Origin of the sequence: Jeongeupia chitinilytica, assembly GCF_014652315.1 — a bacterium.
GTDB classification, from domain to species: Bacteria; Pseudomonadota; Gammaproteobacteria; order Burkholderiales; family Chitinibacteraceae; genus Jeongeupia; species Jeongeupia chitinilytica.
Window position 1 is genome coordinate 90,177 of sequence record NZ_BMYO01000011.1, and the last position, 23,335, is coordinate 113,511.

Annotated in this window: 19 protein-coding genes and 1 pseudogene; 8 read left to right on the forward strand and 12 right to left on the reverse strand. The window is 66.4% G+C overall.

All coding sequences use genetic code 11. The annotated features are described in order from the left end of the window. Positions 1 to 6: 6 nt before the first annotated feature. Genes gatA through gatB form a run of 3 tightly spaced genes read left to right on the forward strand, consistent with a single transcriptional unit; the run spans position 7 to position 3,660 of the window. The gene (gatA, locus tag IE097_RS18005; RefSeq protein WP_189462287.1) at positions 7 to 1,455 is read left to right on the forward strand and encodes an Asp-tRNA(Asn)/Glu-tRNA(Gln) amidotransferase subunit GatA; all 1,449 of its coding nucleotides are present in this window, start codon (positions 7 to 9) and stop codon (positions 1,453 to 1,455) included. Then, on the forward strand, positions 1,455 to 2,198 hold the full coding sequence (locus tag IE097_RS18010) for a GNAT family N-acetyltransferase (protein WP_189462288.1): 744 nt from the start codon (positions 1,455 to 1,457) through the stop codon (positions 2,196 to 2,198). Before gatA ends, IE097_RS18010 begins: the two co-directional genes overlap by 1 nt. 22 nt (positions 2,199 to 2,220) lie before the next feature. Further along, positions 2,221 to 3,660, forward strand: coding sequence for an Asp-tRNA(Asn)/Glu-tRNA(Gln) amidotransferase subunit GatB (gatB, locus tag IE097_RS18015; RefSeq protein WP_189462289.1), 1,440 nt, complete (start codon positions 2,221 to 2,223; stop codon positions 3,658 to 3,660). A 64-nt stretch (positions 3,661 to 3,724) separates the two neighbouring features. Here the strand turns inward: gatB and IE097_RS18020 are convergent, their stop codons facing one another. The 5 genes from IE097_RS18020 to IE097_RS18040 form a co-directional block, all read right to left on the reverse strand. Next, positions 3,725 to 3,991 (reverse strand): acyl-CoA-binding protein, encoded by a 267-nt coding sequence (locus IE097_RS18020; RefSeq protein ID WP_189462290.1) that lies wholly within the window; start codon positions 3,989 to 3,991, stop codon positions 3,725 to 3,727. A gap of 133 nt (positions 3,992 to 4,124) precedes the next feature. Continuing rightward, the gene (locus IE097_RS18025; RefSeq protein ID WP_189462291.1) at positions 4,125 to 5,408 is read right to left on the reverse strand and encodes a dihydroorotase; all 1,284 of its coding nucleotides are present in this window, start codon (positions 5,406 to 5,408) and stop codon (positions 4,125 to 4,127) included. Continuing rightward, positions 5,405 to 6,376: an aspartate carbamoyltransferase catalytic subunit gene (locus IE097_RS18030; protein WP_189462292.1), complete on the reverse strand. Its 972-nt coding sequence runs from the start codon at positions 6,374 to 6,376 to the stop codon at positions 5,405 to 5,407. The genes IE097_RS18025 and IE097_RS18030 overlap by 4 nt, the downstream gene beginning before the upstream one ends. Positions 6,377 to 6,518: 142 nt before the next feature. Beyond that, a complete protein-coding gene (gene ruvX / locus IE097_RS18035; RefSeq protein ID WP_189462293.1) occupies positions 6,519 to 6,962 on the reverse strand; it encodes a Holliday junction resolvase RuvX in 444 nt (147 codons plus the stop codon). Further along, positions 6,959 to 7,516, reverse strand: a complete 558-nt coding sequence (locus IE097_RS18040; protein WP_189462294.1) for a YqgE/AlgH family protein — start codon at positions 7,514 to 7,516, stop codon at positions 6,959 to 6,961. Before IE097_RS18040 ends, ruvX begins: the two co-directional genes overlap by 4 nt. A 98-nt stretch (positions 7,517 to 7,614) precedes the next feature. Between IE097_RS18040 and IE097_RS18045 the strand changes: the two genes are divergently transcribed. After that, positions 7,615 to 9,018 (forward strand): cryptochrome/photolyase family protein, encoded by a 1,404-nt coding sequence (locus IE097_RS18045; RefSeq protein ID WP_189462295.1) that lies wholly within the window; start codon positions 7,615 to 7,617, stop codon positions 9,016 to 9,018. A 58-nt stretch (positions 9,019 to 9,076) separates the two neighbouring features. Here IE097_RS18045 and fba read toward each other — a convergent pair. The 4 genes and pseudogenes from fba to IE097_RS18065 form a co-directional block, all read right to left on the reverse strand. Continuing rightward, a pseudogene (fba, locus tag IE097_RS18050) lies at positions 9,077 to 10,069 on the reverse strand (class II fructose-bisphosphate aldolase); the annotation flags it as partial. 225 nt (positions 10,070 to 10,294) lie between these two features. Continuing rightward, positions 10,295 to 11,179 carry an SEL1-like repeat protein gene (locus tag IE097_RS18055; protein WP_189462297.1) on the reverse strand — a complete coding sequence of 295 codons (885 nt, stop codon included), beginning with the start codon at positions 11,177 to 11,179 and terminating at the stop codon, positions 10,295 to 10,297. 93 nt (positions 11,180 to 11,272) lie between these two features. Next, positions 11,273 to 12,577, reverse strand: a complete 1,305-nt coding sequence (locus IE097_RS18060; RefSeq protein ID WP_189462298.1) for a carbohydrate-binding protein — start codon at positions 12,575 to 12,577, stop codon at positions 11,273 to 11,275. A 115-nt stretch (positions 12,578 to 12,692) separates the two neighbouring features. After that, on the reverse strand, positions 12,693 to 13,862 hold the full coding sequence (locus tag IE097_RS18065) for a phosphoglycerate kinase (RefSeq protein ID WP_189462299.1): 1,170 nt from the start codon (positions 13,860 to 13,862) through the stop codon (positions 12,693 to 12,695). Between the two features lie 145 nt (positions 13,863 to 14,007). Between IE097_RS18065 and IE097_RS18070 the strand changes: the two genes are divergently transcribed. From IE097_RS18070 to IE097_RS18085, 4 genes are all read left to right on the forward strand, one after another. After that, positions 14,008 to 15,222 (forward strand): MFS transporter, encoded by a 1,215-nt coding sequence (locus tag IE097_RS18070; RefSeq protein WP_189462300.1) that lies wholly within the window; start codon positions 14,008 to 14,010, stop codon positions 15,220 to 15,222. A 55-nt stretch (positions 15,223 to 15,277) separates the two neighbouring features. Further along, positions 15,278 to 16,312 carry a hypothetical protein gene (locus IE097_RS18075; RefSeq protein WP_189462301.1) on the forward strand — a complete coding sequence of 345 codons (1,035 nt, stop codon included), beginning with the start codon at positions 15,278 to 15,280 and terminating at the stop codon, positions 16,310 to 16,312. Positions 16,313 to 16,346: 34 nt separating this feature from the next. Continuing rightward, positions 16,347 to 16,862: a GNAT family N-acetyltransferase gene (locus tag IE097_RS18080; RefSeq protein ID WP_189462302.1), complete on the forward strand. Its 516-nt coding sequence runs from the start codon at positions 16,347 to 16,349 to the stop codon at positions 16,860 to 16,862. 109 nt (positions 16,863 to 16,971) lie between these two features. Next, positions 16,972 to 17,604, forward strand: coding sequence for a hypothetical protein (locus IE097_RS18085; protein ID WP_189462303.1), 633 nt, complete (start codon positions 16,972 to 16,974; stop codon positions 17,602 to 17,604). Between the two features lie 341 nt (positions 17,605 to 17,945). Here IE097_RS18085 and IE097_RS18090 read toward each other — a convergent pair whose 3' ends face one another. The 3 genes from IE097_RS18090 to IE097_RS18100 are packed head-to-tail and all read right to left on the reverse strand — an operon-like array spanning position 17,946 to position 23,153. Next, positions 17,946 to 19,133 (reverse strand): AGE family epimerase/isomerase, encoded by a 1,188-nt coding sequence (locus IE097_RS18090; RefSeq protein ID WP_189462304.1) that lies wholly within the window; start codon positions 19,131 to 19,133, stop codon positions 17,946 to 17,948. Positions 19,134 to 19,137: 4 nt separating this feature from the next. Then, positions 19,138 to 20,118, reverse strand: a complete 981-nt coding sequence (locus tag IE097_RS18095; protein ID WP_189462305.1) for a LacI family DNA-binding transcriptional regulator — start codon at positions 20,116 to 20,118, stop codon at positions 19,138 to 19,140. Continuing rightward, positions 20,115 to 23,153 carry a glycoside hydrolase gene (locus IE097_RS18100; protein ID WP_189462306.1) on the reverse strand — a complete coding sequence of 1,013 codons (3,039 nt, stop codon included), beginning with the start codon at positions 23,151 to 23,153 and terminating at the stop codon, positions 20,115 to 20,117. Before IE097_RS18100 ends, IE097_RS18095 begins: the two co-directional genes overlap by 4 nt. Positions 23,154 to 23,335 lie beyond the last annotated feature (182 nt).

The following is a 23,335-nucleotide window of genomic DNA, read 5'->3' on the forward strand; positions in this document are numbered from 1 at the left end:
CTACCCATGATCGAAAAATCACTCAAACAACTGTCCGGCATGCTGGCGGCCAAGGACGTCTCGGCCGTCGAGCTGGCCACCGAGTACCTCGGCCGGATCAAGGCCAACGCCGCGCTGAACGCCTTCATCGCCACCGACGAAGCCAGGACGCTGGCGCAGGCGCAGGCCGCCGATGCCGCGCGTGCGGCCGGCAATGCCGGTGCACTGACCGGTATCCCGGTCGCACACAAGGACATCTTCTGCCAGCAGGGCTGGGTGGCTTCGTGCGGCTCGAAAATGCTGAAAAACTTCGTCGCACCCTACAACGCCCACGTGATCGAACAGTGCGATGCCGCCGGCCTCGTCACGCTCGGCCGCACGAACATGGACGAGTTCGCGATGGGCTCGTCGAACGAGAACAGCGCATTCGGTGCGGTGCTGAATCCGTGGGACCGCAAGGCGGTCCCGGGTGGCAGCTCGGGCGGCTCGGCCGCGGCCGTTGCGGCACGCCTCGCACCGATCGCGACGGGCACCGATACCGGGGGCTCGATCCGTCAACCGGCGAGTTTTTGCGGCGTCACCGGCATCAAGCCGACCTACGGCATCGTCAGCCGTTTCGGCATGATCGCCTACGCCAGCTCGCTTGATCAGGGCGGTCCGTTCGGCAAGAGCGCCGAAGACTGCGCGCTGCTGCTGAACGTGATGGCCGGCTTTGACGAGCGCGACGCAACCAGCCTGCAGCACGACAAGGAAGACTACGCCCGCGATCTGGACGCACCGCTGGCCGGGCTGCGTATCGGCCTGCCGCGCGAATACTTCGCCGAAGGTCTTGCCGCCGACGTTGCCAAGGCCATCGACGCCGCCATCGCCGAGTACAAGAAGCTTGGTGCAACCGTCGTCGACATCAGCCTGCCGAACACCAGGCTGGCGATTCCGTCGTACTATGTGATCGCGCCGGCCGAAGCGTCGAGCAACCTGTCGCGCTTCGACGGTGTCCGCTACGGCCATCGCGCTGCCGACTACGACGGCCTGACCGAAATGTACGAGAAGAGCCGTGCCGAAGGCTTCGGCTGGGAAGTGAAGCGCCGCATCCTGACCGGCACCTATGTGCTGAGCCACGGCTACTACGACGCCTACTATCTGCAGGCACAGAAGATCCGCCGCATCATCGCCGACGACTTCCAGAAGGCGTTCGCCGACTGCGACCTGATCATGGGTCCGGTGGCACCGGGTACCGCGTGGAACCTCGGCGACAAGAACGCCGATCCGGTGGCAATGTACCTCGAGGACATCTACACCCTCGGCGTCAACCTCGCCGGCCTGCCGGGCATGAGCGTACCGGCCGGCTTCGACGCGGCCGGACGGCCGATCGGACTGCAGATCATCGGCAACTACTTTGCCGAAGCGAAGATGCTGAACACCGCACACCGCTTCCAGCAAGCCACCGACTGGCACCAGAAGGCACCGGCGCTGTAATGACACCGGACCGCATCACCGAGATCGAGGCGCTGACGACCAGCGCCTGGCCGGCCCGGGCAACCGAGCTGGTCGACGGCTGGGTGCTGCGGTTCGCCAACGGCTACACCAAACGCGCCAACTCGGTGACGCCGCTGTACCGGGGTGTGCAGGCGGATGCGGACAAGCTTGGCTATGTCGAGCAACGTTACAACGCGCTCGGCCAGCCGGCCATCTTCAAGCTGACCGCCGCGGCCGGCCAACTCGACACGATGCTGGGCGCACGCGGCTACGCACAGATCGACGTGTCCAGCGTACAGACGCGGATGCTCGATGACATCCCGACCGTCAGCGATCCGGCCGTGACGCTGTACGACCACGTCGACGGCGTCTGGTTCAACGCGTTCGCAACCATGAACGGAGTCGGCACCACACAGCGCCCGACCGCGCTGGCGCTGCTGAAAAGCTACGTCTGCCCGGTTGCGTTCGCGGCACTGGCCGAACAGGGGCGTCTGGTCGCCTGTGGTTTTGCCGTGCGCCAGCAGGACAGCGTCGTGCTGTACGACATCGTTACCGACCCGGCGCAGCGCCGTCGCGGCCACGGCCGCCGGCTGGTTGCCGCGCTGCTGGCCTGGGGCCGGCGCACCGGTGCGAAGCGCTGCGTACTGCAGGTCGTCGCCGCCAACACGGCGGCACTGGCACTGTACGCCAGCCTGGGCTTTGCTGAACAGTATTCCTATTGGTATCGCCGTCAGCCCCGCTGACGGCCACACAGAGAGACACACCATGAAATGGGAAGTCGTCATCGGGCTGGAGGTGCATACCCAGCTCACCACGCAATCGAAGATTTTCTCGCCGGCGAGCACGGCGTTCGGCGCGGCGCCGAACACCCAGACTGCTGTCGTCGACATCGCCCTGCCCGGCGCGCTGCCGGTGATGAACAGGGCCGCCGTTGAAAAGGCGATCCAGTTCGGTCTGGCGATCGGCGCCAAGGTCAACCAGCGCTCGGTGTTCGCCCGCAAGAACTACTTCTACCCCGACCTGCCGAAGGGCTACCAGATCAGCCAGTTCGAGCTGCCGGTGGTCGAGGGCGGCGCGATCACCATCAATGTCGACGGCGTCGACAAGACGATCAACCTGACCCGCGCGCACCTGGAAGAAGACGCCGGCAAGTCGGTGCACGAAGACTTCCACGGCCTGTCCGGCATCGACCTGAACCGCGCCGGCACGCCGCTGCTCGAAATCGTGTCCGAGCCGGAAATGCGCTCGGCCGCCGAAGCCGTCGCCTACGCCAAGGCGCTGTATTCGCTGGTGACGTGGATCGGCATCTGCGACGGCAACATGCAGGAAGGCTCGTTCCGTTGCGACGTGAACGTATCGGTGCGCCCGGAAGGCCAGAAGGAGTTCGGTACGCGCCGCGAGGTCAAGAACCTCAACAGCTTCAAGTTCATCGAACAGGCGGTCAAGGCCGAAGTCCAGTACCAGATCGAGCTGATCGAGGACGGCGGCAAGGTCCAGCAGGCGACAGTGCTGTTCAACCCGGACACCGGCGAAACCCGCGCAATGCGCAGCAAGGAAGACGCGCACGACTACCGCTACTTCCCGGATCCCGACCTGCCTCCGCTGGTGATCAGCGACGAATGGGTAGAGCGCGTACGCAGCGAACTGCCGGAACTGCCGGCGGCGATGCAGGCTCGCTTCGTCGAACAGTACGGCATCCCGGCCTACGACGCGGCCACGCTGACCGCAAGCAAGGCACTGGCCGGCTATTACGAAGCCACCGTTGCCGCCGGCGCCGATGCCAAGCTCGCCAGCAACTGGATCATGGGCGACGTCTCCGCCACGCTGAACCGCGAGGAAAAGGACATCGTCGATACACCGGTCTCGGCCGAAGCACTCGCCGGACTGATCCGCCGTGTCTCGGACAACACGATCAACAACAAGACCGCCAAGGACGTGCTGCGCAAGATGTGGGACGAGGGCGTGACTGATCCCAATGGGGCCGACGCCATCATCGAGCGTGACGGCCTGAAGCAGGAAACCGACACCGGTGCACTCGAAGCCATCGTCGACGAAGTGATCGCCAACAACGCCAAGTCGGTCGAAGAGTACCGTGCCGGCAAGGAAAAGGCGCTGAACGCACTGGTCGGCCAGTGCATGAAGGCCAGCAAGGGCAAGGGCAATCCGGGCGTGTTGACCGAACTGCTGAAGCAGAAGCTCGCGTAATCACTTGCGGTGATCTGCCAATAAAAAAGCGGCCTGCGGGCCGCTTTTTTATTGTGCGCAACGATCAGGAATCGTTGCGCTTGAGTTCTTCGACGAGGTCGATGTACTGCTGCTTCGCGTCGTCGTTGCTCACGCCCTTGAGCTTGGCCCAGGCGTCGTACTTGGCCTGTGCGACGAAGTTGAGTGCGCCCGGGCGATCACCGCTGACGTCGCCTTCGCTCGCCTGCTTGAACAGCGCGTAGAGCTTGAGTTTGGTCTGCACATCCGGTGCGTCGTTGAGCTTCACCACTTCATCCTGAGCGGTCTGGAACAGGCTGGCCAGATCGGACATGTAATCTCTCCTCTCAAATTTCAAACACACGTTTGAAAAACAGTTCCGAGTATAGCGGGGCCGTTGCACGCCGCCAAGCGCCGACGCAAAAACGCCCGTCACCGGGACGGGCGTCGGTCGGTCCGCGTGTCGCTCAGAGCGCGAACACGCACTTGCCCTTGACGAAGGTATAGCGCGCACGGCCCTTCACTTCCATGCCGGCAAACGGCGTGTTTTTGCCCTGGCTGCGCAGCGCTTCACGCGTCACCGTCCAGGCCTCGTTCGGATCGAACACGACCAGGTCGGCGCGGCTGCCGACCTGCAGGTCGGCGCTGAAGCCGATCTTGGCCGCCGGTACGCTGGAGATCTTCGCCAGCGCGGCCGGCAGCGCGATGCGGTTGCGTTCCGCCCACGCCAGCGTCAGTGGCAGCAGCAGCTCCAGACCGGTGGCGCCGCGTTCGGCTTCGGCAAACGGCAGCAGCTTGCCGTCGTCGTCGACCGGGCTGTGGTCCGAGCAGATGGCATCGATCGTGCCGTCGTTCAGGCCGGCAACGATCGCATCGCGGTCACGCAGGCTGCGCAGCGGCGGATCGAAACGGTACTGGCTGTCGAAGTAGCCGATGTCGACGTCGGCCAGATGGATGTGGTTGATCGCCACGTCGCACGACAGCGGCAGGCCTTCGCGCTTGGCCTCGCGGACCAGCTCGATGCCGGCGCCGCTCGACAGCCGGGCAATGTGCACCTTGCAGCCGGTGGCGCGCATCAGCTGGACGATCTGCGCAATGGCGATCGTCTCGGCGATCACCGGGATGCCGGTCAGCCCGAGGCGCGACGCGTAGTCGCCGTCATGGGCGACGCCGTCGTTGACGAGGCTGGCTTCCTCGGGACGCAGCCGCAGCTCGAAGCCGAACGTTGCCGCGTACTGCATCGCGCGGTACAGCACCTGCAGGTCGGCGATCGGCACGTCGCCTTGCGAAAACGCCACGCAGCCGGCCTCGCGCAGCAGCGCCATTTCGGTGATTTCCCGGCCCTTCAGGCCGACAGTCAGCGCGCCGACCGGATACAGCCGCGCCAGATCGTGCTTGCGCGCACGCTGGCGCAGATTCATCACCAGACCCGGTTCGTCCAGTGGCGGATCGGTATCGGGCGGGCAGACGATGCTGGTCACGCCGCCGGCGACCGACGCGGCCATTTCGCTCTGCAGCGTCGCCTTGTACTCGTTGCCCGGCTCGCGCAGCCGCGCGCACAGGTCGACCAGACCCGGGGCGACGACGAGGCCGCTGGCGTCGATGTCCAGTTCGGCCACGAAGCCGGCCGGTGCGCTGCCGATGCCGACGATCTTGCCGCCGGCCAGGTACAGGTCGCCCTGCGTGTCGGTACCCTGCGTGGGGTCGATCAGGCGACCATTGCGGATGACGGTGTTCTTGGTCTCGATCATGCTTGCGCCCCCCGGCCGCGCTGGTTTTCGGAAACGATGGCCATCACTGCCGTACGCACGGCAATGCCGAAGGTCACCTGCGGCAGGATCACCGCCTGCGCACCGTCGGCAACGGCCGAGTCGATTTCGACCCCGCGGTTCATCGGCCCGGGATGCATCACGATCGCATCGGGCTTGGCCAGCGCCAGCTTCTCCGGCGTCAGGCCGTAGTACTTGAAGAATTCATGCGTGCTCGGCAGGAAAGCGCCGCTCATCCGCTCGTTCTGCAGCCGTAGCATGATCACGACGTCGACGTCCTTCAGGCCTTCGGCCATGTCGTGGTAGACGTGGGCGCCGAGGCTCTCCATCCCGGTCGGGATCAGCGTCTTCGGGCCGATCACGCGCACTTCCGGGCAGCCCAGCGTCGTCAGCGCGTGGATGTCCGAACGGGCAACGCGCGAGTGCAGGATGTCGCCGACGATGGCGACGCGCAGCTTGGTGAAATCGCCCTTGAAGTGGCGGATTGTGTACATGTCCAGCAGCGCCTGCGTCGGATGCGCGTGGCGGCCGTCGCCGGCATTGACGACGGCGATGCCCGGCTGCACGTGCTGGGCGATCAGGTGTGCGGCGCCCGATTGCGCATGGCGCACGACGAAGAGGTCGGCGCCCATTGCTTCGAGGTTGTGGATGGTGTCGAGCAGGGTTTCGCCCTTGACGGTGCTCGAGGCCTGGATGTTCAGGCTGGTGACGTCGGCCGAGAGCCGCTTGGCGGCGATCTCGAACGTCGTCCGCGTGCGGGTGCTGTTCTCGAAGAACAGGTTGAACACCGAGCGGCCGGCCAGCGTGGCGAACTTCTTGTTGCCGGCCTCGCCGGCGGCGACATATTCGGCGGCGCGGTCGAGGATCTGGGTGAGGATGCGCTTGGGCAGCCCCTCGGTCGTCAGCAGGTGGATGAGCTCCCCCTGCGCATTCAGTTGCGGGTTGTACATGATGCTCCCTGGAAGATGGATGCGATAAAGCCACGCCGCTGCGGCGGCCGGACGGCGCGCTGCGGGAGGAATGCGGGAAAAATCCGGGCCGGCTGGCCCGGCGGGACAGGAAATCGGGCGAAGGTGCCGTGCGGGCGCACCGCTACCGTGCCCCGCCCTGTTCGCCACCCTGCTCGGCGATCTGATCGAAATGGGCCTGCAGGATCTGCATCGCCGCGACCTGGTCGAGGACCGGCTTCTGCCGGCGGCCGCGCAGGCCGGTGTCGTCGAGCGCCATCGACGCCGATTTCGACGTGTAGCGCTCGTCAACCAGCGTGACCGGCAGGCCGAAGCGGCCGGTCAGCCGGTTGGCGAACTTACGCGCGAGCCGGCTCGCCAATTGCTCCTCACCGTCGATGCCGAGCGGCAGGCCGACGACGAACAGTGCCGGTTGCCACTGGGCAATCAGCGCTTCGATGCGGGCAAAGCGTTTGTCGGTTTCGACGGTGGCAATGGTTTCGAGCGGATGGGCGATACCGAGCTCGGTGCTGCCCATCGCGACGCCGATGCGCGCCTCGCCGAAATCGAAAGCCAGAATCGTGCTCATGCGTGCCCGGCTTCGTCCGACAGCATCGCCACGTCGATACCCAGCAGCTTGAGTGCGGCGTCGTAGCGCTCTTCGGCCGGCAGCGCGAAGATGATTTCCGGATCGGCCTCGACCGAGATCCAGCTGTTCTGGGCCATTTCGGCCTCGAGCTGGCCGGCTTCCCAGCCGGCATAGCCGAGCGTGACGAACATTTTCTCGGGACCGCCGCCTTCGCCGACGGCGAGCAGGATGTCCTTCGACGTCGTCAGTCCCATTTCGTCCGACACCGACAGCGTCGACTGCCAGTCGCCCAGCGGCGTGTGCAGCACGAAACCCCGGTCGGTCTGGACCGGGCCGCCGAAGCACACCGGCAGCTCGGCCACATCCGGCCGGTGCAGCTCGACGTCGATCTGCTCGAACAGCGTCGTCAGCGTCATGCCGACCGGGCGATTGACGATGACACCCATCGCGCCCTTGTCGTTGTGATCGCAGACGAAGGTCAGCGTCTTGGCAAAGATCGGGTCTGCCAGTGACGGCATGGCGATCAGGAAGTGGCGTGAAAGGTCGAGGTCCATGGGGCAATTATCGCACAAGCGGGCTGCCGAACGCAGGCCGTCCCTGCGCCGCAACAAACGCTAGACTAGGCAAGTCAGGGACTTCCGATTCGAGCTTCATGTCTACCGCCCTCGTCTGGCTGCGTCGCGACCTGCGACTTTTCGATCACGCAGCGCTGTTTCATGCGCTCAAGCATCACGACTGCGTGATCCCGGTCTTCATTTTCGACCGCGACATCCTTTATCCGCTGCCTCGTGCCGACCGACGGGTTGCCTTCATTCACGCAACGCTGGCCGAGCTCAAGGCCGAACTGGTCGCGTGTGCCAGCGAGCTTGTGATCCGTCACGGACAACCGACGACGGCCATTCCGGCGCTGGCGCAGGAATTCGGCGCCACGGCCGTTTACGCCAACCGCGACTACGAGCCGGCCGCGATCGCCCGTGATGCCGAGGTTGCGGCGAGGCTGGCTGCTCTGGAAATCGGTTTCGAAACCTTCAAGGATCAGGTGATCTTCGAACAGGACGAAATCCGGACGAAGACCGGCGGCATGTACAGCGTCTTTACCCCCTACAAGCGTGCCTGGCTCGCGAAGCTCGACGACTTTTACGTCCGCGCCTATCCGGTGCGGCAATACGCCCACCGGCTGGCACTGCTGCCGCCGCAGCCCTGGCCTTCGCTGAGCGAACTGGGCTTCGAGCCGGATGACGCGCCGGCCTTGCCGGCCGGATGCAGCGGCGGCGAAACGCTGTTCAACGATTTCTGCAACCGGCTGGACCGCTATCACGAGACGCGCGATTTTCCGGGCATCAAGGGGCCGTCCTACCTGTCGGTGCACCTGCGCTTCGGCACGGTGTCCATTCGCGAACTGGCCGCGCATGCCTGGCGCCAGGGCGGCGCCGGAGCCGAGACCTGGCTGTCCGAGCTGTGCTGGCGCGACTTTTACCAGCAACTGCTCTGGCACCGGCCCGATGTGGTCGGGCATGCTTTCAGACGGGAGTACGACGCGCTGCCGTTCCCGAACGATGCGGCGCTGTTCGCCGCCTGGTGCGAGGGCCGCACCGGCTATCCGATCGTCGACGCGGCCATGCGTCAGCTGAACCGCACCGGTTACATGCACAACCGGCTGCGGATGATCACGGCATCGTTTCTGGTCAAGGACCTGCTGGTCGACTGGCGCTGGGGCGAGCGCTACTTTGCCGAAAAACTGCTCGACTTCGACCTCGCCGCCAACAATGGCGGCTGGCAGTGGGCCGCCAGCACCGGCTGCGATGCCCAGCCCTACTTCCGCATTTTCAACCCGGTCACGCAGTCGGAGAAATTCGACCCGGACGGCCGTTTCATCCGCCGCTATTGCCCCGAGCTGTCGGCGCTCGGTCCGGACGCGATCCATGCGCCGTGGCTGGCGCATCCGCCTGGACTGCGCGAAGCCGGCGTACGGCTGGGCACCGACTACCCGTGGCCGGTGGTCGACCATGCAAAACAGCGCGAGCTCGCACTCGCGCTGTTCAAGGCAGCCCGTTAGCGGGCGTCAGGGGCCGCAATCACGCGGCGAGCTGGATCACGTTGTGCTTTTGCAGGAAACGCGATGCCTGGCCGGCGGCGCCGAAGGCGTTATAGCGGTCCTCGCAGACCTTGCGCATCGCCGCGATCGCCGGCTTCAGGTAGGCACGCGGGTCGAAGTCGGCCGGGTTGGTCGCGAAATGCTTGCGGATCGCGCCGGTCATCGCCAGCCGCAAGTCGGTGTCGATGTTGATCTTGCGCACACCGAAGTAGATCGCCTTCTGGATTTCCTCGACCGGTACGCCCCAGGTCGGTTTCAGTTCGCCGCCGAACTCGCGCACTTCGGCCAGCAGTTCCTGCGGCACGCTCGAGCTGCCGTGCATCACCAGATGGGTATTCGGGATCGCGATGTGGATCGCGCGGACGCGGTCGATCGCCAGCACTTCGCCGGTCGGCGGCTGCGAGAACTTGTACGCACCGTGGCTGGTGCCGATGGCGATCGCCAGCGCATCGACGCCGGTGGCGGTGACGAAGTCGCGCGCCTGGATCGGGTCGGTCAGCAGCTCGTCGTGCGACAGCTTGCGGTCGGCGCCGACGCCGTCTTCGGCTTCGCCCATGCCGGTATCGAGCCGGCCGAGGCAGCCGAGCTCGCCCTCGACCGAGACGCCGCACGCATGCGCCATCTCGACGACCTGCCGGGTGACGCCGACGTTGTAGTCGTAATCGGCCGGGGTCTTGCCGTCGGCCAGCAGCGAGCCGTCCATCATCACGCTCGAGAAACCGAGCTTGATCGCGGTCATGCACACCGCCGGGCTGACGCCGTGGTCCTGGTGCATCACGATCGGCAGGTTCGGATAGCTGGCCACCGCACCTTCGATCAGCTGCTTCAGAAAGGTCTCGCCGGCGTACTTGCGGGCACCGGCACTCGCCTGCAGGATCACCGGGCTGTCGGTCGCCGCAGCAGCCTGCAGGATGGCCTGCACCTGTTCAAGGTTGTTGACGTTGAACGCCGGCACGCCGTAGCCGTTTTCGGCGGCGTGATCGAGCAGGGGGCGTAATGCGACGAGGGGCATGGGGTCTCTCCGGTAGCGGCAGCTGGGGCCGTGTTGCATTGCATCACACGCACTTTAGCCTTCCGTTCGTGCCGCACCCAATCGGGATATTCGGCATTCGGGATACGCCCATTCGGGAAAGCACTGAAACCAGTCATTGCCATTACGGCCGGTCAGCCCGAAAACAAATCCCTTTCGGATCAGCAGCTTGTCCAAATCACGTTGCCACCGGAGCAGACCAGCGCCCTACTTCGCCGCCGGCGTGACGACCTCGTAGCGCGCCCCGCCCATGCCGTCGGCGGTAAAGGCGATGTCGACCGGAAAGGTCTTGTCGCAGGCGGCGAACACCCAGGTTTCCTGCCACTGCCCGGTAATCAGCTTGTAGCGGACCGGCGGTTTGAATTCGAGCGTCAGGTACTGCGCACCGGTCAGCGGCGCGGCAATGCGCACGTCCTTGAGCGCCAGGTTCTCGTCGATGCACTGCGCCTTGCGTGCTGCCGCCTCGAGCCGCTGGCCCAGCGTTTCGTCGCGGATCACGTCGCGACGCAGCTTCAGCGACGTCAGCGAACCGTTGGCCTTCAACGGCACCAGCCAGTCCTTCTTGTCGGCCTTCTCGAACCACATGGCCACTTCGTCGCGCGGCACGCCGTTGATGCTGCCGGCCAGCTCCTGGGCCACCGCCTGCACCGCATCGCTCTGGCCGGCTTCGGCGGCGCGCCACAGCCATTCGGCCGCACGACGGTCGTCCCCCCGTGCCGACACCGGCCGCGCCGCCAGTGCCTTGTAGCGTTCCGGATTCAGCTTGCCGTCGGCCTGCACCAGCCCTTCGGTCGCGCGTGACGCCAGCGAAGCCGACAGCAGCAGTTGTGCGTCGACGTTGTCCTTTTCGGCCAGAGGCGTCAGCAGCCGGATCGCCGCTGCGGGGTCGGCCTGGGTACCGAGGCCGCGCTGATAGAGCTGCGCGAGCTGCAGCCGGGTCCAGTCGGTGGCGCTGCCGTCCTTGACGTCGGCGGTGGCCGAAGCGAACGCCAGCGCGTAGTCGTGCTTCGTCAGCGCCGCTTCAATGACGCTTTCGGCCGCCTGCGCCGTGACGCCTGCGCAGCACACGGCCGCGATGATCCATTTCTTCATGCCACATCCTTGCTCGGCACCCCGGATTCCGGAGCGCGGTCCAATGAAAAACGCCGGTCGATCCGACCGGCGTCGATCATAACCGAGCCTTTGCTACTGCGTGACCATCGGCAGAGAGACGCGCATCGGCGCCGGATAGACGCGACCATCGGCGTAGGTGATCTTCACGTCGATGCTGTTGTTGCCGTCGGGCAGCGCCGGCAGGACGACCGCACCGTTGCGCTGGCCTTCGTGGTCATGCACCACGCGCTGGATCCGGTGCACCACCACGCAACGACCGTCCGGATTGCTCCAGTCGCACGGATCCATCGCCGCCGAAACGTCGAACACGTCGCCGTCGAAATACGGCTGGCCGTTGATCGTCACCGTCACGCGCTTCATCCAGGCGTCCGGATGATCGACGCGCTGCTGCAGATAGACCGCCGAAGGGCGCTTCTGGTCGTCAAACAGCAGGTCGACGATGGGCTGCTGGCCCGGCAGGGCCATGAAATCGCCCTGTGCCTTCAACTGCTCGTCGATGCCACCGACAATGTCGACCTCAACCGGCTCGCTCAGCCGGCAATCGCCGGTGTTGAGTGGCGTACGGCTGCACAGCTCGACACGGAAGCGGTGCTTGCCGGTCCACAGGCCACGGTAGGTATTGCTGTGACGGTAGAACGGCGGCTGATGGACCTCCAGCCATTCGGGCTCGCCCCCGGAAACCGAGTACGTGTCGTCGTAGACGTGCCAGTCCATGGCGTTCTGCCAGTTGGTCGCCTGCCAGGAGAAGCTGACGCTGTCGCCGCTGACGACCGGCGCGATGATCCGGGCCAGATTCGGTGCAGGGGTAGGCGCCGGAGTGGGTACCGGCGTTGGGGTCGGTGTCGGCGAATGGCAATCGCCCGGGGTCGGCGTGTAAGGCGTGGGAGTCGGCACCGGGGTCGGCGCCGGAATCGGCGTCACCGAACCGGTCTTCTCCCACGCGCCCCACTCGCTGCTGCCCGGCACTTCGTTCTGGGTCCACCACTTGGCGCGATAGCGGTAGCCGAGATGCACGACCTCGTCGCCCTGCTGGTAGACGTTGTTCGCCGACCAGTCGAGCCCGCGGTTCTCCAGCCGCCACGCACCGCTGGTTCCGTCCGGCGCATCGTTCTGGTTCCACCAGTTGGCGACGTAGACCTTCCACTGGTAGCTGACACGCTCGCCGGCCTGATACGACACCTCGGGATACCAGCTGGCCTGAACGGCGACCACCGCAGGGGCCGGTGTCGGTGCCGGCGTTGCGCCGGGATATTGCGGGTACACAATCGGTGGCGAGGCAGGCACCGGGGTCGGCGGAGGCGGACTGCATGCCAGTGCCTGGGTTGCGGTCAGCGACAGCACCAGCAGCGCCGGCGTCATCAGGGTGTTCGGCTTCATTGTGTCTCCTTGTCGTTATGCGGCCGTCATCGACGGCCATCGCCAATCTGGGATGGCGATCACGCAAGGCGCAAAAAAAAGCCGGCGCGCGGCCGGCTTTTGCGGAGGGACGGTGTCAACGGCGCGATTCGAGCATCCGGATCGCCGGCAACTGCTGCCCCCCGAGCAAGGCCAGAAAAGCGCTGCCACCGGTCGACAGGTAACTGACCTGATCGCGGAGCCCGTAGCGGGCAACCGCCGCCAGCGTGTCGCCGCCGGCGGCAATCGAGAATGCCGGGCCCGCGGCAATCGCCCGTGCCACCGCCTCGGTGCCGTGGCTGAACGGCCCGAATTCGAACGCGCCGACCGGGCCGTTCCAGACCACCGTTGCGGCGCGGTCGAGTGCGGCCACGATTGCCGCGGTCGACTCGGGACCGAGGTCGAGGATCATCTCGTCGTCACGGACCGCGTCCACCGGACGGATCTCCGCCGGCCCGGCTGCGTCGGGCCGCTTGCCGACAATCACGTCGGTCGGCAGCAGCACCTCGCCGCCGCGGGCGCGCAGCGCGTCGATCACCCTGCGGACCTGTGCGACCGTGTCCGGATCGACCAGCGACCGGCCGACGGGCCGGCCCTCGGCCAGCAGAAAGGTGTTGGCGATCGCGCCACCGACCACCAGCTGATCGACCTTGTCGGCCAGCGGCGCGAGCAGCGCCAGCTTGGTCGACAGTCGCGCACCGGCAACGATGGCCAACAGCGGACGGGCCGGCGCCTGCAGTATCCGGCCCAGCGCCTCGACTTCGGCCGCCAGCAGCAGGCCGGCCACGGCTTGCGGCGCGAATCTGGCCACCGCGTGCGTCGACGCCTCGGTCCGGTGCGCGGTGCCGAAGGCGTCGTTGACGAACACGTCGCACAGGGCGGCGTACTGCCGTCCGAGCGCCTCGCTGTCGGCCTTCTCGCCGCGGTTGGCCCGGACGTTCTCGAGCAGGACCAGCTCTCCCGGCCGGACCCGGTAGTCCTGCCAGTCAGTGATCACCGGCACCGTGCGACCGAGGAACTCGCCGATGCGCTGTGCCACCGGCCGCAGCGACTCGTCCGGCCCCGGCGCACCTTCGGCCGGACGGCCAAGGTGGCTCATCACCATGACCCCGGCACCGGCGCGGAGGGCGGCGTGAATGGTGGGCAACGAGGCGCGGATGCGGGTGTCGTCGACGATCACGCCAGCCTTCACCGGTACGTTCAGATCGGCGCGAATCAGCACCCGCAGCCCCGCCACGGCAAGGTCGGTCAGCTTGCGGAAAGCCATGATTTTCCTTGATCGGGTTACGTCGTGTAACCGTAGCGCAGCGGAATTTGCTGGCCTTGTCGCACGGCGCGTCCGGGCCGCTCCGGCCCGGGCTGCGGGTTTAGAATCCGGTAATCAAAAAATATATCACAGCGCCATTTTCCTCATGACCGATGCACCCGCGCTTTTGCGCAACCGCAATTTCCTGTTTGTCTGGCTGGCGAGCATCCTCGGCAATCTCGCGCTCGCCGTGGCGATGCTCGCCGAGACCTGGTATGTCGTGAAGACGCTCGGCGCCAAGGAAGACCTCGGACTGGTGATGATCGCCGGCTCGGTGCCACGGATCGCGCTGATGGCCGTCGGCGGCGTCGTCGCCGACCGGATGCGCCGCAGCCGCATCATTTCGTTCTCGCTCGGCCTGCGGGTGATCGCCGTGCTGTCGCTGGTCGGGCTGCTGCACCTCGGCCTGCTCGACATCTGGGCAATGACCGCCTTCGCCTTCGCCTACGGTGCGCTCGACGCCTTTTTCTGGCCGGCGCGCGATGCGCTGCTGCCCGGCATCGTGCGGGACGGCGACCTGATGCGCGCCAATTCGATCATGCTGACCACCAACCAGATCGGCCTCGTGTTCGGCCCGGTGCTCGGCGGCGTGATGCTGGCCACGCTCAGCTACGAGTGGGTGTTCACGCTGACCGCGGCGCTGCTCGCCGTCGGCGTGGGCTTCACCGTACTGGTGCGCGAAGCACCGGTGTTGCCGCACGGCGAACGCCGCCACGTGCTGACCGAACTGAAGGAAGGCCTGCAGTACGCGCTGCAGACGCCGGCACTGCGCTCGCTGATGATCATTTACGCCATTGCCAACCTGCTGTTCATGGGACCGCTGGGGCTGGGGATTCCGATCGTCGTCACCGACCACCTCGACGGTCAGGCCAGCACGCTGTCCTACCTGCAGAGCGCGATGGCCGCCGGCATGGTCGTCGGCGGCACCCTGCTGACGCTGTTCCCGCCGACGAAAAAACGCCTGATGATCATCATCGTGGTGATCGTGCTCGAAGGCATCGTGCTCGGTGCGCAGGCGTTCACCGGCTGGATTCCGCTGGCGATCGCACTGCAGTTCCTGCTCGGCATGGGCGTCGTCAGCAACAACGTGCCGATGATGTCGGTGCTGCAGCAGTACACCGAGCGCAGCAAGATCGGCCGGGTGATGAGCCTGAACACCATCGCCTCGATGGGGCTGTCGCCGATCTCGTACGCGATGGTCACCGCGCTGCTGGCGCTGCACGTCGACATCCGCATCATCATGCCGGCGTTCGGCCTGACCATGGCCGCGCTGATGATCGTGATCGCCGCACGCACCCCGACGGTACGGACGCTGGACTGACAACACCCTGCCGGCTTGCGTATGCTGTGGCTTTGCTTCCGGAGTCGCAGCACGCATGTATACCGATGACGACCTCAACGACGCCGTCTCCGCCGGCGTCCTCAGCCACGAGACCGCCACCGCCTTTCGCGACCACGTTGCCACCCGCCGGCAGACGCCGGTGGCCGACGAGGAACAGTTCCGGCTGATCACCGGCTTCAACGACATCTTCGTCGTCATCGCCTGCGTGCTGCTGCTGCTGTCGGTGAGCTGGATCGCCGGCAGCGCCAGCGGGGTGCTCGGCGCCGTCGCCACCGCGGCGACCGCGTGGGGACTGGCCGAATTCTTCGTCCGCCAGCGGCGGATGGCCCTGCCGGCGATCGTGCTGCTGCTGGCGTTTTCCGGCAATGTGTTTTCGACCGGTCTCGGCCTCGCCGCACCGGCTCTTGGCGGCAGTAGCGTCGAAGGGATGATGCGGCATGCGCCGTCCGCCGCCGTCGCGCTCGCCAGTCTGCTGGCCGGGGTGGCGACCTGGCTGCACTGGCGGCGCTTTCAGGTACCGATCACCATCGCCTGCGTCTCGGCCGCCGCGGTCGCCTGCCTGATCGCGCTGATCACCTCGGTCTTGCCCGCCGTCGACGGCGTGATGACGCTCCTGCTGCTCGTCGCCGGCATCGCCGTGTTTGCGTTCGCAATGCGCTGGGATACCAGCGATCCCGCCCGCCAGACCCGCCGCTCCGACGTCGCCTTCTGGCTGCACCTGCTGGCCGCGCCGCTGCTGGTCCACCCGGTGTTCATGCTGCTCGGCGTCACCGACGGCGATGTCGGCATGCCGCAGGCCGTTGCCGTCGTCGTGCTTTATGTCGGTATCGCACTGGTCTCGCTGTGCATCGACCGGCGCGCGCTGATGGTTTCTGCGCTCGGCTACGTGCTGTATGCATTCAGCGCGCTGCTCAAGCAGTACGGTGTCGTCACGCTCGGTTTCGCCACGACGGCGCTGTTCATCGGTTCGGCGCTGCTGATGCTGTCGGCGTTCTGGCAGCCGAGCCGGGCGGCGCTGATCGCGCGGCTTCCGGCGTCGCTGCAAAGCCGGCTGGCCCCGGTCCGGTAAACCGCTTCCAATCCAACGGCTTCGAGACCACGCCATGACCACGACGATACGCCGACTGATTCCCGCCGATGCGCCGCGCTATCAGGCACTCCGGCTCGCCGCACTGCGCGACACACCCTCGGCATTCGGTTCGAGCTACGAAGCGGAAAAGGACACCCCGGTTGCAACCATCGAAGCCAGACTGGCGCCGGCACCGGATCGCGGCCTGTTCGGCGCCTTCGACGGTGACGTGCTGGTCGGTACCGCCGGGCTGGCCCGGGAAAGCATGACCAAACTGCGCCACAAGGCCATCCTCTGGGGCATGTACGTTGCGCCCGGCTACCGCCAGCGCGGTCTGGCCGGGGCGCTCGTCCACGAAGCGGTTGCACTGGCCAAGTCGGTCGACGACCTCCGCCAGATCAACCTGAGCGTCAATGCAGGCAATACCGCGGCGCTGCGATTGTACGAAGCGGCCGGATTCCGGCGCTACGGCCACGAGCCGGATGCCTTGCTGGTCGATGGCGAGTTCCACGACGAGATTCTGATGCGACTGGCGTTGCAAGCCGCTTGATCGCCACCCAGGCCACATATGCCATGCAGAGTCATCGCAATTCAACGGAGTGCCGGCCCGGCTCACGCAAAAAGGCCGGAGCGAAGCCTTGGGCGACTCAAGGCGCTGGATGCTGGTTGTTGACCAGCCATCTCGCTGGCAACCCACGCTTGGGCAACTGGCAATCGGACAAGCAACGCATCCAGATTCCGCCAATATTCATCAAAGGTCAGGGCCGATGATTTTCCGTCGCTTCAAGCTGGGTGAGGGACTGGCACTGATGCTGTTCCTGACGCTGCTTTATCTGTTCTTGACCGGCGTCGGCAACAGGATTGTCGGCCAGACCTATATCGTCGCCAATGCCGAAAACTATCATCCTGCCTCCTTGACTCTGACCCGTTACCGATACGATCTTCACCGGCGCGAAGCAGATGCCACCGGTGTAGTGGCGTGGGCTGAAGGCAAGCGTTCCGTCTCGATCCGGGGCAGAAACATCTATCGGATCGCTCGGATAACCGACCATGCAGGATTGGCCGAGGAAGCCACCAAGCATAGTCAGTACGCCGTGCTTTATAACCCGGAGGCACCGGAAAACGATCTGGCTGGTATCAGCGTGGCGGTGATCGATGCCGATCTGGCGTCGTATCAGGGTGCCTGGTTAAAAGACATGTTCATTTTGCTGCCGATTCTGCTGTTCAATGGCGTCGGCATTTATCAGCTGCTGACCCCAAATCGTCGAAAGTCGCGCAGGCGGAGAGATTGACGAATTGCACCCAGGTGCCAGGCTCCGCCTGCGCATGACCTTATTTCCCGAGCAACTCCGGCCGCTCCTGCTGCCCTGTTTTCAGCGACCCGACCGGTGAGCGGAAGCCCACTGTGGTACGTCGGATCAATTTGGTCACGCTCTCAATCGGCAGATTGTCGCGATACACCGAATCCACCCCAAGTCTCAGGCGTGTGGATTCGGAGAAGCCAACTCACCACGGTGCTGAAGTTGAGCAGAGCCTGCGAAGCCCGACATTTGCCCCTCATTGATGGCTTGAATCGGACGCGCAGCATGCTGGACGTCGTTACCCTCAGCCCGAGCTACGCATCGCGCCACGCTTACAGGACCCCCAGCACCTCGTAACACGCCCCCATCGTGTGGTAATCAACCTTCCCGGCGGGACTCTTCTCGTCGCTGTACTTGCTGTTGTCGGCGCGCAGGATCCGGTACCAGCCACCGTAGCGGTGGTCGACGAAGTGCTGCCATGAATATGCCCACAGCCGCTGGTAATCGTTCCAGTAAAGCGCATTGCCGGTGCGTGCGGCAAGCAGCGCGGCGGCGGCGAGGCTTTCGGCCTGGACCCAGAAGTACTTGTCGCTGTCGCAGATCTCGTTCTGCGGGCCGAAGCCGTAGCACAGGCCGCCGTGCTCGGCATCCCATGCGCGGTTCATCGCCGCATCGAACAGCGCTTCGGCGCGCGGCAGCAGCCACGGTTGCGGGCGGTGGCGTTCGAGGATCAGCAGCAGCTTGGCCCACTCGGTCAGGTGGCCGGGCTGGTAGCCCCAGGGGCGGAAGATGTTGGTCTTGTCGTCGCGGTTGTAGTCCCAGTCGACCTGCCAGCCGGCGTCGTAGTGCTCCCACATCAGTCCGTGCGCCAGCGCGGCCTGCCGTTCGGTGATGTTGTGCGCCAGCAGCTCGGCGCGGTCGAGAAAGCGCGTTTCGCCGGTCGCCTCGAACGCCGCCAGCATCGCTTCGCAGGCGTGCATGTTGGCGTTCTGGCCGCGGTACGGCTTGAGCTGCCAGTCCGGCGTCGCCTCGTCGGCGTACAGGCCGTGCTGCGGCTCCCAGAAGCGCGCCTCCATCAGGTCCCACGTTTCGCTCAGCCAGCCGCGCGCCTCGCTCACACCGGCCATCAGCGCATGCGAGTACGCCAGCAGCACGAAGGCAAGGCCATAACAGTGGTTGGTCGCGTCGTCGACGGATTTGGCGCCGTCGCGCCACTGCAGCTGCCAGGCGTAACCGCCGGAGACCGGATCGCGGTGCGCGTCGCGCATGAAGGCGACGCCGTGGCGCACCGCGTCCAGGTAGGCCGGATCGCCAAACTGCCGGAAAGCCATCGCGTAGTTGAAGACGAAGCGCGTGCTGCTGACCAGATGCCGCGTGTGTGCGTCGTAGACGCTGCCGTCGTCGCGGAAGAAGTGGTAAAAGCCGCCGGACGGATCGATGGCGCGCGGGTGGTAGAACGCCATCGTATGACGCACGTGGTCGAGCAGGACGGCGGGATCGCGGAAGTCGGGCAGGTTCATCACGTCACTCCGGGGTGGATGCGGTAGTCGTGCGGACGATCAGCGACACCGGCTGCAGCCGGTTGCCCTCGTCCGCCTGGTTCAACAGAAGTTCGATGCCGGCACGGCCGAGCGCGGCCTTGTCGACGGCCAGCGTCGTCAGCCCGGCGCCCGCCGCGCCGGCGATGTCGTCGAAACCGGCGACGGCAATATCGTCTGGCACGCGCAGACCGGTATCGCGGCAGACCTGCAGCGCGACCAGCGCCGCCGTATCGTTGTAGGCGAACACCGCGTCGGGCGGTACCGGCAGCGCCAGCAGCTCGCGCATCGCCTGCGCCGCGCCGGTGGCGACGTCCAGCCCCGGCGCGATCAGCGCCTCAAGGCTGGGGTCGGCGAGCCTGCCGGCGTCGAACAGCGCCTGCCGGTAGCCGCGTTCGCGCAGCCGGATCGAGTAATGCGCCAGCGGGCCGGACAGGAAGGCGATGCGCTTGCGGCCGTTTGCGAGCAGATGCTGCGTCGCCAGATACGCGCCCTGCCGGTTGTCCGGGTTCACCGCCGCCAGCCCCGGCGCCCACAGGTCGGCCAGCGCCAGCGGCTTGCCGAGCCGGGCGATCGCGTGGATCAGCTCGGGTTCGAAAAAGCCGACGCACAGCAGCGCATCGGGCTCGCATTCGAGCACCTGCCGCCGCACCGGTCGTCCCGGACCGAGCGAGCGGACCTGCATCTCGACGCCGTCCTTCGCGCAGCGGTCACGGGCGCCGTCGAGCAGTGCCGCATAGAACGGGCTGTCGGCCGGGTGCTGGCTGTGCAGCAGCACGAGGATGCGGCGGACGGGTTCCTGCTTGAGCCGGCCGGTGTCGTAGCCCAGCTCGGCGGCCAGTTGCAGCACCCGGTCGCGCGTTTCGGCGCTCAGCCCCTGCTGGTGCTTGAGCGCCCGCGACGCCGTGCCGACCGAGACCCCGGCGGCAGCGGCGAGTTCGCGGATGCTGATGCTGCGACGGCTCATGCCACCGCCACCGGCTGGTCGCGCAGGCTGCCGACGACCGTGCCCGCTTCGTCGGTGACGAAGACCAGCGCGCGGCCGGCGGCCAGTGTCGTCGTGTAGCTGCGGCCGGTCCCAAGGTCGTGCCACGCCAGCGCATGATCACGCGCCGCTTCGGACACGACGATCCACAGTGTGCGGTCGGCAAACGCCTGCCGGTGCAACGCCACGCCCTCGGGTGCATCGCCAAGCCAGCGCCACGGCAGCGTCACGCCAGCGCGGACCAGCGCATGGCGGTACAGCGCGTCGAGCACGTCGGTACGCTGGTTCAGCTCCAGCGGCAGCGGGCACCACAGCAGCCGGCCGCGCCCCATGGTCCGTTCGACCAGCCCATCGCCGTCGCCGGTGCTGAGGCGGGCGATCGCTTCGCCGCCGAAGCTCGCGCGCCAGCGCCGCTCAGCCAGCAGCAGCGTTTCTTCGCGATTCAGGTTGCGCGTGCCAGCACCGGCAATCCGTCCGGTCGGCCGCCAGTATTCGTCCAGATCGGCCGGTCCGGTCAGCAGCACGGTGATGTCGTGCCGGTCGAGCAGCGCTTCGAGCGCCGCCCAGGTGGCGCGGTTGAGGTTGTGCGGGCTGGGCAGCAGGATCAGCTTCGGCGGGTTGGCGAACAGGTCCGAGAGGTCGTGATCGCCGACCGCGCGCAGCGGCAGGCCGAGTTCGAACAGCGCGCTGCGCACCAGTGCCTGCGTCGCGTCCAAGGTCGAGCGTCGGTTGCTGTAGTCGTTGCTGAACGGGTAGACGACCGCAACGTCGGGCAACTGGCGCTCGGTCAGCCGCGCGCCGTGGGCACCGAACAGCGCACCGAACGCGGCAGTGACTTCGGCCTCGGGCTTCATCGAGCCGTCGGCGCGGCAGGCGCCGATGTGCGACTCGTTGATGTTGTCCATGTGGTAGTTGATGTTCCAGATCCAGTGCACCGCGCCGGCGTTGCCGAACGCGTACGACCACGCGTACTTGCGCTCGAGCAGCGCGTACAGCTCGGCCTCGCTGCGGCGCGAGCGGCCGTCCGGGCGCTCGACGTGCATGATGCCGGTCTCCTGCACGACGTTCGGCGCGTTCGGCGTCTTGCTGAACAGGCTGTCCCAGCCCAGCGCGTCGTTCAGCCACCAGCTGTGCACCGTCGTGTAGTCGACCGCGTCGGCGTAGAAGAACGGCGACGGCCGCTGCTGGCCCAGTGCCTCGTCCTGGCCGACGCAGACCAGCGCACCGGGGGCCCCCTCTGGAGCAAGGTTGCGGATCGTCTGCGCCAGATCGGCCGCCCATTCGGCATGCGCATGCTGCGTGAACAGCGCGTAGTCGAGCCAGATGCCGTGCTGCTTCGGCAGGATTTCGGTGGTGTTGAAGCCGATCTCGTCCGGCTGCGGTGGCCGCAGTGCCGACCAGTCCGGCAGTTGCGCCGGACTGACGTCCCACGCGGCCTGCCAGTGGGCAAGGTCCGGGTTGCGGGCCTGCAGGTAGCGGCGGAATGCCTCCATCTCGAACGCGTCGCCGAGCGAGCGCGGGCCGACGAAGATGCGGGCCGGGTCGAACAGCGACGGTTCGTTGATCAGGTCCCAGTGTACCCGGCGGGTTTCGGTGTGGCGGCCGACGATGGCGCGGATGAAGCGCTTCTGCGCGGCGCGCGAACGCGGGTCGAGGTAAGGGTTCGCGCCTTCCCATGCTTCGGGCGTGAACGCGAAGAAGGTAAAGCAGCACTCAAGATCGTGCAGCGCGGCGGTGTGGATGAAGGCATCGATCGCGCGCAGTGCTGCCTCGTTGGCGTGGCCGTCGACGAACATCAGCTGCCGCCATGCACTCCACACGCCGGTGCGCAGGTAGTTGACGCCCATCCCGGCCAGCGTCGCCATGTCGTCGTCCCAGACGGCAACATTGGGCAGCTGCAGGAATTTGCGGTGCACGTCGCTCGCCATGTACGTCATGCCGACCACCGGCATGGGTTTGCCGTCACGCATCAGGTAATCGCGGCCGGCGGCAAGACGCTCGCCGCGCGCCAGCAGCGCGTCGTCGCGCCCCCAGAAGCCCTGCTGCAGATGCACGCTGCCGCCGCCGTCGTGATGCAGCGCCGCACTGATCCGGTACAGGCCCGGGCAAACCGCTTCGGGCAGTGAAATCCTTAGTGACGCCGCGCCATCGTGCATGTCGAGATCGAAGCGGCTGCCGAACACCGGTTCGTCGTCCAGCGACACCTGCAGCGCCAGTTGCCAGTGCCGCGACGGCGTTGCGCCAAGCGCCTCGCCCTGCACGGTCAGGCTCACGGTTTCGCCGGGGTGGTAGCAGGCGTAATCGGGCTTGATCCACCACTCGGTCACGCCGAGTGCCGCGTGCGCGACCAGCGCCAGCAGCGCCGCGACGCCGCCGTTGGCCCAGAAGGCCGCGTCGGGCTCGATGTTGGCGAACACCTGCCGCGAACCGGCCGCCGCGCCACGCAGGCGTTCGATCAGCACCACCGGGCTGGCGATCGCATGGCCGGCCGCGTTGCGTGCACTCAGCAGCGGGTAGATCCGCGCATCCATCGGCCCGGCCGAACCCGAGTCGAGCGGCTGGTCCTTGTCCCTGGTCGGCATCAGCACGAAGCCGTCGGTGGCCGCAGCCGACGAGAATGCGGCGAGATGGTCGGCGAGCCAGCGGTACCCGGCGCCGGCGGTCAGCGTCTCGGCGCTGCCCACATCGACGGCGAGCATTTCGTGGATGTCGAGGTCGCGGAACAGCGCCGCCTGCCCGCTGACGGTGCCGTCGGCATCGACCGGGCGCGAGAACGGCTGCCGGCCCAGCGTCACCAGATGCCCGCCGCGCGCGACGAAACCGCACAGCGCCGGCCATGCCGCACGCGGCACATGGGCGCCGTGCAGGTGCAGCAGCACGTCGCCGGCACCGGCCTCCGCCAGTGCGGCCGCAAGCCCGGCCGCAGCCGTGGTCGCACCGAACGCGGACAGGCTGCCGCTGTCGGGACGGATGCCGGCAAACGGAAACGACGGGTCGTAGAAAACGATATGGGCCATGACATCCTCGCGGGCGGATCGACTGGCAACCGGCAGACAAGGCCCGGCACCAATTGTTTACTGAAAATTTGTTTTTACTAAACAACTTCGGCCATTGTGACGCCGAAACCGCCCGATCGGCAAGCCGGTTGTCGGCTGCCGGCCGGCACTGGCGGATGGTGCACCGCATCCTAGAATCGCCC

Coding starts and splice junctions, on each gene's coding strand:
- IE097_RS18040 (WP_189462294.1), bottom strand. CDS start 7,516: ATGGACCTCGACCTTTCACGCCACTTCCTGATCGCCATGCCGTCACTG.
- IE097_RS18020 (WP_189462290.1), bottom strand. CDS start 3,991: ATGTCCGATCTGGCCAGCCTGTTCCAGACCGCTCAGGATGAAGTGGTG.
- IE097_RS18090 (WP_189462304.1), bottom strand. CDS start 19,133: ATGAACCTGCCCGACTTCCGCGATCCCGCCGTCCTGCTCGACCACGTG.
- IE097_RS18030 (WP_189462292.1), bottom strand. CDS start 6,376: ATGTACAACCCGCAACTGAATGCGCAGGGGGAGCTCATCCACCTGCTG.
- IE097_RS18100 (WP_189462306.1), bottom strand. CDS start 23,153: ATGGCCCATATCGTTTTCTACGACCCGTCGTTTCCGTTTGCCGGCATC.
- gatA (WP_189462287.1), top strand. CDS start 7: ATGATCGAAAAATCACTCAAACAACTGTCCGGCATGCTGGCGGCCAAG.
- IE097_RS18010 (WP_189462288.1), top strand. CDS start 1,455: ATGACACCGGACCGCATCACCGAGATCGAGGCGCTGACGACCAGCGCC.
- IE097_RS18045 (WP_189462295.1), top strand. CDS start 7,615: ATGTCTACCGCCCTCGTCTGGCTGCGTCGCGACCTGCGACTTTTCGAT.
- IE097_RS18080 (WP_189462302.1), top strand. CDS start 16,347: ATGACCACGACGATACGCCGACTGATTCCCGCCGATGCGCCGCGCTAT.
- IE097_RS18055 (WP_189462297.1), bottom strand. CDS start 11,179: ATGAAGAAATGGATCATCGCGGCCGTGTGCTGCGCAGGCGTCACGGCG.
- gatB (WP_189462289.1), top strand. CDS start 2,221: ATGAAATGGGAAGTCGTCATCGGGCTGGAGGTGCATACCCAGCTCACC.
- IE097_RS18085 (WP_189462303.1), top strand. CDS start 16,972: ATGCTGGTTGTTGACCAGCCATCTCGCTGGCAACCCACGCTTGGGCAA.
- IE097_RS18075 (WP_189462301.1), top strand. CDS start 15,278: ATGTATACCGATGACGACCTCAACGACGCCGTCTCCGCCGGCGTCCTC.
- IE097_RS18025 (WP_189462291.1), bottom strand. CDS start 5,408: ATGATCGAGACCAAGAACACCGTCATCCGCAATGGTCGCCTGATCGAC.
- IE097_RS18070 (WP_189462300.1), top strand. CDS start 14,008: ATGACCGATGCACCCGCGCTTTTGCGCAACCGCAATTTCCTGTTTGTC.
- IE097_RS18095 (WP_189462305.1), bottom strand. CDS start 20,118: ATGAGCCGTCGCAGCATCAGCATCCGCGAACTCGCCGCTGCCGCCGGG.
- IE097_RS18065 (WP_189462299.1), bottom strand. CDS start 13,862: ATGGCTTTCCGCAAGCTGACCGACCTTGCCGTGGCGGGGCTGCGGGTG.
- IE097_RS18060 (WP_189462298.1), bottom strand. CDS start 12,577: ATGAAGCCGAACACCCTGATGACGCCGGCGCTGCTGGTGCTGTCGCTG.
- ruvX (WP_189462293.1), bottom strand. CDS start 6,962: ATGAGCACGATTCTGGCTTTCGATTTCGGCGAGGCGCGCATCGGCGTC.